At 46.5% G+C, this 6,387-nt stretch carries 4 protein-coding genes; 2 read left to right on the top strand and 2 right to left on the bottom strand.

The window, feature by feature from the left end; translation table 11 throughout:
* Positions 1-664: Ig-like domain-containing protein (locus tag QVO66_RS12060; RefSeq protein ID WP_288172863.1), on the top strand; the 664-nt coding region annotated here is incomplete at its 5' end.
* Positions 665-786: 122 nt separating this feature from the next.
* A complete protein-coding gene (locus QVO66_RS12055) occupies positions 787-2,415 on the top strand; it encodes a hypothetical protein (RefSeq protein WP_021855745.1) in 1,629 nt (542 codons plus the stop codon).
* Between the two features lie 806 nt (positions 2,416-3,221).
* Here the strand turns inward: QVO66_RS12055 and QVO66_RS12050 are convergent.
* Both QVO66_RS12050 and QVO66_RS12045 read right to left on the bottom strand, forming a co-directional pair.
* A complete protein-coding gene (locus QVO66_RS12050; protein WP_021855743.1) occupies positions 3,222-3,884 on the bottom strand; it encodes an ABC transporter ATP-binding protein in 663 nt (220 codons plus the stop codon).
* Between the two features lie 108 nt (positions 3,885-3,992).
* The gene (locus QVO66_RS12045) at positions 3,993-6,374 is read right to left on the bottom strand and encodes an ABC transporter permease (RefSeq protein WP_021855742.1); all 2,382 of its coding nucleotides are present in this window, start codon (positions 6,372-6,374) and stop codon (positions 3,993-3,995) included.
* Positions 6,375-6,387 lie beyond the last annotated feature (13 nt).

Below are 6,387 nucleotides of genomic sequence, written 5' to 3'. Positions count from 1 at the left end.
TGTTCCTGCTGAAGCAAAGGTTGAAGGCAAGGTTATAACAGTTACTGTTCCTGAGGCTGCTCTCGCTGAGAACAACATAGGCGTATCTGTTGCTGCTGTTAATGAAAATGGCACACCTATCAGCTATGGCACAGACGGTGTTATCCTGCTCGCATATCAGATGCCTAAGAATATCCTCGTTCCTACAGAGGTTACACCTGCTGACGGAAGCACAGTTAAGTCAATTGCTACTGTTGAACTTACTGTAGATTCTAAGTATGGTGTTGGTGAACTGAACACAAACAATGTTATCACAGTTAAGAAAGACGGTGCTGAGGCAAGCAATATCTCTGCAGCGATCGATTATGCTACAGGTGATGACATGAATAAGATGATGATTACGTTTACTCCGGAAATAACAGAAGATGGTACTTACACTGTTGTTATTCCTGAAGAAACATTCTATGATCTTGACGGCAATCTCTTCAATCCTGAGCTGACATATACATTCATCGTTGACAATTCTACAAACATCGGTGGTGTAGAAGTTGAAGATGCTAATGCTGTTGTTGAGGTTTACAGCGTAGACGGCTGCCTCGTAAGCAAGGGTAAGAAAGCTGACGTAATGAAGAAACTCGTTAAGGGTATCTATATCATCAACGGCCAGAAAGTGGTTATCCGCTAATCTGCCGTAGATTTTAAATAAAAAGCTAAAGGCTGCAGCCTGTCGCTTTGGCCTTATGGCAATAGCGCATCGACCAGCCTTTAGCTTTTTCCTCAAAATAAAACAGACAAGAATATTTAGACATGAAACGACTTATTTTTACTTTAATCGGTATTGTATTGGGGTTGACAGGTTTAAAGGCTGTTACTTTTACTCCGATTGAGATTAATGACCCGTCTGAGTCTGTAACTATTAAATTGCAGCCAGGTGCAAACTATTTACAGCTGAAGGCTATTGAGAGCAACACCATCCACTTTAATGTCGGATATTTTGGCATTATGATGTTTGAATGTAATGCCATGGGTGAAGAGGGCAACAACCTTTCTATAAGCTATGACGCTGAAGGTCACAAAATCTTCAGTAGTGAGGTTGAGGAAGGAAAAACTTATTATTTCTCAACCAGTATGATTACTGAGCCTTCAATAGATGTTACAATTTATTATGGTAACGGAGAAGGCATGCCTATCACATTGACATCTAACTTTTCGGATGGTGATACCTATACAGTTTCTGGCTCAAACCTTGAATTAGCTTTTGACCGTACTGTTAACATAGCCCACAACTGGATTGAGTATGGTGAGGAGGCTGACGGCGTATTTAAAACAAAGGAAGAGATTCCCGCAGCATATATCAATGGTACCTATACTACTCAGTATTTCTATAGTATCGAGTTGAGCAAGTTTATCCGTGAGATGGCGGAAGACGGTAAACTTGAGGTTGGTGATAAGTTTAAAATCACTCTTGAAGGTATTTGCGATGCTAACGACGAGAGCGTGATTTATGGTGAGGACGGAAACTATTCTGTTACACTGATTATGGGCGAAATGCCCGGTGAGCTGGTTTCTATAGATCCGGCACAGGGTACAACTCTTTACACATATTATCCTGAAACAGGAAAAGAAGGCTTGCTGACATTTACTTTCACAGACGAACTTAATACTGATAAGAGCAAGGTAACTATAGACTTGTCTTATGGCGATTCAGAGGCTGGTTCTATGGGCTCATTTAATCCTGATTTTACTATCGAAGGCAAGACTGTTGTTGTTGATATCCGCGGTTACCGCTTCCCAGAGACAGTAGAGACTTCAAGAAACGGTGAAGTGCAGACTGTGAAAACAATGAACATCAAGGGCCTTACAACTGCAGACGGACGTGCTATTCTCACAAACAACGCTTCTGCCGGAACAAGTGGCATCGTTGTTACTTATCCTCTGAAGAAGCAGGAAATATCTTTTTATTATGACTTCTTGCCTACTGAAGGCAGCTCTCTGGCTGATTGCAGCGAGATCATAATCTGGTTGCCGGAGGAAGTTGGTGTTCTTACTTTCGACAAGGTTCTGTTGCAGTGGCTCAACAACCGCGGTACACTCCAGACAAAGGAATTCAAGGCAGAGGATGTTCCGTTTGCTTATGATAAATCTTATGCGGGTTATGTAAGCCATATTCCACTTGCCGGTGTAAGCAAGGACCGTGAGGTTACATTGACTGTAGAAGGTGGAATGCTCAGCAATGGCGACAGCGTTGAGATCACAGGTAAATTCAACACTGATCCTACAGGTATAGATTCTGTTCTTGGTGACGATGCCAATGCCGTTGTTAAGCTTTACACAATCGACGGTATCCTCGTTAAGGAGGCTCCTGCTGCAACTGTTCTTACAGGTGTTAAGAAGGGCGTTTATATCATGAACGGCAAGAAGGTTGTTGTAAAATAATTACTGCAATTTTATATATAACTGACAATTTCGCAGGCTGTCTCATTTATTTTATGAGGCAGCTTGTTTTTTTATTGAAGATTCAGAACATGTATGATTAAGATTAATCACACGTTGACGATTTTGCGCACGATGGTCAGCCGTGAGCATTGAACGCAAAATTCTGATGTCTGTTATGCATGTTTTGCTTGTGTTTCTCTTTTATACGCCAGCGTGTTGCTTGGTTAAAAGCATGGTTTTATTGGTCCTTATAATGACCTGTCTGTAGTGGGCGATTATTGTATTCGGCAGTTTGCCGACAAGCTGTCCGCCGTAAATAAGCCGTAAAAAGTTTTTTGAAAAAACTCATCACTCGTCACATCCGTGCGTAAGTTGCTGACAGTTAGACTGTTAATGTGTGATGAGTTGGATTTTCAACTCATCACATCGGAGCAATTTTATGTATTTTCCTGCTTTGGGCTTACTCTGTGTGATGAGTTGCAACGGCAACTCGTCACACCGCAACGATCTGGAATTCAGGACGTTATGTCGCAATGTGACGAGTGACGAGTTTCTTCGCAAAAAAATAAACCTAAATTGTTTACAGTGTACTTCCCTAAATTTGGTTGCCTTTAAAGAGTCCTTTCCCTATGGCGTTCCGTGTTTTCTGCTTATGCAAAAGACGTCCTTTCATGTTGCAAAAGGGCACGTTTCACAGCGTGAAAGCATGCCTTTTGCACTGCAGAAGGACGTCTTTTGTGTTGCTGGTCTGATGCTGTTGCCTGAGCCTTTGTGGCGTCATGGTCATGACAATACCATCAGGCACACTATCCAACGATTTTTCCGTCAAACAGGTGTATCGTTCTGTGGGCTATCTGCGCGTCGTGCTCGTTGTGCGTAACCATCACTATTGCCGTGCCGTCCTGATTCAGTTCTGTCAGCAGGCGCATCACCTCGGCGCCGTTCTTAGAGTCGAGGTTACCCGTAGGCTCATCCGCCAGAATCAGCTTGGGGCCGAACACCACGGCGCGGGCTATTGCTACTCTCTGCTGCTGACCGCCCGAGAGCTGATGCGGAAAGTGCTTTGCACGATGAGTTATGCCCATGCGTTTCATCACCTCCTGCACCTTCTGTTTTCTTTCAGCCTTACCTACCTTCAGATATGTCAGGGGCAGCTCGATGTTCTCCTCCACGTTAAGTTCGTCAATGAGGTTGAAGCTCTGGAACACAAAGCCTATCTGTCCCTTGCGTATGCCCGTGCGGTCTTTTTCCTTCAGCAGCGACACCTCCTGGCCGTCGAGCCAGTATTGGCCCGAAGTAGGGTTGTCCAGCAGTCCGAGAATGTTCAGCAGCGTAGACTTGCCGCATCCCGAAGGACCCATTATTGCCACAAACTCACCGTCTTCCACGTTGAACGTTACGTTGTCAAGCGCTATAGTCTCCACCTCTTCCGTGCGGAACGACTTGCTAAGATTTTCTACCTTTATCATATTCTGTTCTATTTTATGCCCCCTCACGGCTTTCGCCGTATTCGTGAGCTCGGTTAGTTTTATTGTTTCTATATTTTCTTCAATGCCTGCTTTTCAGGCGTTAAGTGCTTATTCGTTCTTCAGGTATTTTACAGGATTGCTGTTTGCCGTGCGGTAAGCATTGGCGGCCACGGTCGCGGCTATAACCGCCACCACTGCCAATATGCCTGCCACAAAGAGCCACGGGCTCATGTTTGTCCTCACGCTGAAGTCCTCAAGCCATTTGCCTGCCACAATCCCGGCAAGAATAGCCCCTGCTATTGCCGACGGAACGGCCGTCAGCAGCACGTTGCCCAGCACCATGCGCAGCACGCTTATGGCGGTTGCACCGTTCACCTTGCGTATGGCTATTTCCTTGCTTCGCCTCTGCATTTCGTCGTTCACATATCCTATGAGTCCCATCAGAGCTATAAGCAACGCACATATTCCTGCCGTCATGACAGCCGAGCGGAAATGCTTTACGCTGTCATACCATGTGTCCAGCTGCCGTGCATAGCTGTCCACGATGATTGTTTCGTCAGGATAAAGCCTCTGCAGCCGCTGTTGCACCGCCTGCATATTGTCTGCCGTAAGGTCGTGAAACTTCAGCAGAAAATAGCTGATGTAGCTGCCGTAAGGGTCTGAGTGGAACATCATCGTGGGGCGGTCGTCATCGTCGAGCGCCGTATTGGCGTGAAAATTATCATATATTCCTACTATGGTGAACAGGTCTTTGCCCGTTTGGCTGTGTTCCGTTATCAGAATCTTACGCCCAATCACGTCTTTCCATTTCTTCTCGTTCTTCAGCTTCTGGGCGAAGTCAGGGCTTACCATCATCTCCTTCAGACTGTCGCTGTTGGCGTTGAATCCGCGTCCCTGTCTGAGCTTTATGTCCAACATGTCGAGATAGTTGTCGCCTGCCATATACAGGTCGGTGGCGTTAAACATCTCCTCACCGGTTTCCGGGTCAACTATGTTGTTGCCGCCGCCGTTTGAAAACAAGGGAGATGTTACTGCCGTCCATGCCTCAATCTCTGGCATTTTGCTTAGTTCTGTAACCATGGCGCTGCGCTTTTCGCCCTTTATTTGGTTTACGTTGACTATCGCGAGGCGGTCATAAGAGTAGCCGAGGTCGAAGTCTGTGAGCTTGGAATATTGGCTGTTGACTATCAGCAGCAGGCATACCAGAAAACTGACGAATAAAAACTGCACCGCCAGCAGTGCTATCTTCCAGCGCCTGCGGCTCTCGGTGAAGTTGCGGAACGCCGTTGTTACGGGCACGGCATTGTATATCCTGCCCGGCAGCAGGGCGCTAACGATGAACACCACTATCAGCAATGCTGTGAGGAACAGTGTGCCCTTGCCGGTGAAAAGTGAGCTGACCGGGGTCGACAGCAGCGTCTCTATCGAGCCTTTGCAGGCGTATATCAGTGCTGCGGCCAGCATCATTGCCAGCACGATATGCAGCAGGGTTTCGGCCATGGTTATGCCTAATATGTTACGCGGCATGGCTCCGTAGCATTTTCTTACGGCCATTTCGCGTCCTCTCGTAACCGTGTTGCCAATCACAATCAGCAGATAGTTGAGCACGCTTGCCGCGAGAATCACCGCCGCTAATATCATCATCATGAGGAATGTCTGCCTGAAGTAGCTGTCCTCTTGGTGATATTTTGATATGGGAGTGAACTTCAGCGAGAATTTTATCTCTTCCTTTTCAAGTAGGGCAAGAAATTTGCTTACTATTTCGTTCACCTTATTGTCAAAGTCGCCCTGCTCAGGATGGCATCCCTTGCTCACCTTTATGAACGAGTAGTAGCGGTCGTTGCCCGCCAGGTTGTCCTGTCCGTCGTAGCTGAAGCTGCGCTGTGTTGTCATTGAGAGCATCACGTCATAGTCGTGAAAAGAAGAGTTCCACGGATAGTCTTCGTATACTGCGCCTATGGTCATCGTCAGTCCCGGAATAGAAGTAAGCTCCAGCTTGCGTCCTATCACGTTGCCGCCCATGCGCTCAGCCATAGTCCGTGACACAAGACAGTAATACGGCTTTGCCAGCACCTCGTCGGCGTTGCCCTCCAAAATCCTGGTCGGGAACATTTTGAAGAAACACGAGTCAACAACGTATATGTTACCTTTTACGCGTCGTTCTCCGTTTATCTTCATTTCCTCATCATTGCATGCAGGGTTTATTCTTGTTGCCGTTTCAATCTCGGGAATATATTTTTTCAGCGTCGTGGCTATGCCTCCGGGCGTGTTGCCGTATGTAGCTTCCGGATCAGAGCCCCGGCTTATCTTTTCGCTTATGCGGTAGATGCGGTCATGGTCGGGGTAGCACGTGTCGTATTCGTGCTCATACCATAGTTTCGCTATCAGCACCGACGCCAGTGCAAAGCCAATGCCGAGGCACAATATCTTTATTATGTTGTGCTGTCCACGGCGTGTCAGGTTCTTTAATGCTTGCGTTATGTTGTTCATCTTCTGATATGTT

This window comes from Prevotella sp. CAG:255 (assembly GCF_000431195.1).
Classification (GTDB): domain Bacteria; phylum Bacteroidota; class Bacteroidia; order Bacteroidales; family Bacteroidaceae; genus Prevotella; species Prevotella rara.
The sequence above is the reverse complement of the archived record's forward strand: the minus strand, read 5'-3'. Positions and strand labels throughout refer to the sequence as shown.

Excerpts from the sequence above, each read along its gene's own strand:
- QVO66_RS12055 (WP_021855745.1), top strand. The coding sequence starts at position 787 with ATGAAACGACTTATTTTTACTTTAATCGGTATTGTATTGGGGTTGACA.
- QVO66_RS12050 (WP_021855743.1), bottom strand. The coding sequence starts at position 3,884 with ATGATAAAGGTAGAAAATCTTAGCAAGTCGTTCCGCACGGAAGAGGTG.
- QVO66_RS12045 (WP_021855742.1), bottom strand. The coding sequence starts at position 6,374 with ATGAACAACATAACGCAAGCATTAAAGAACCTGACACGCCGTGGACAG.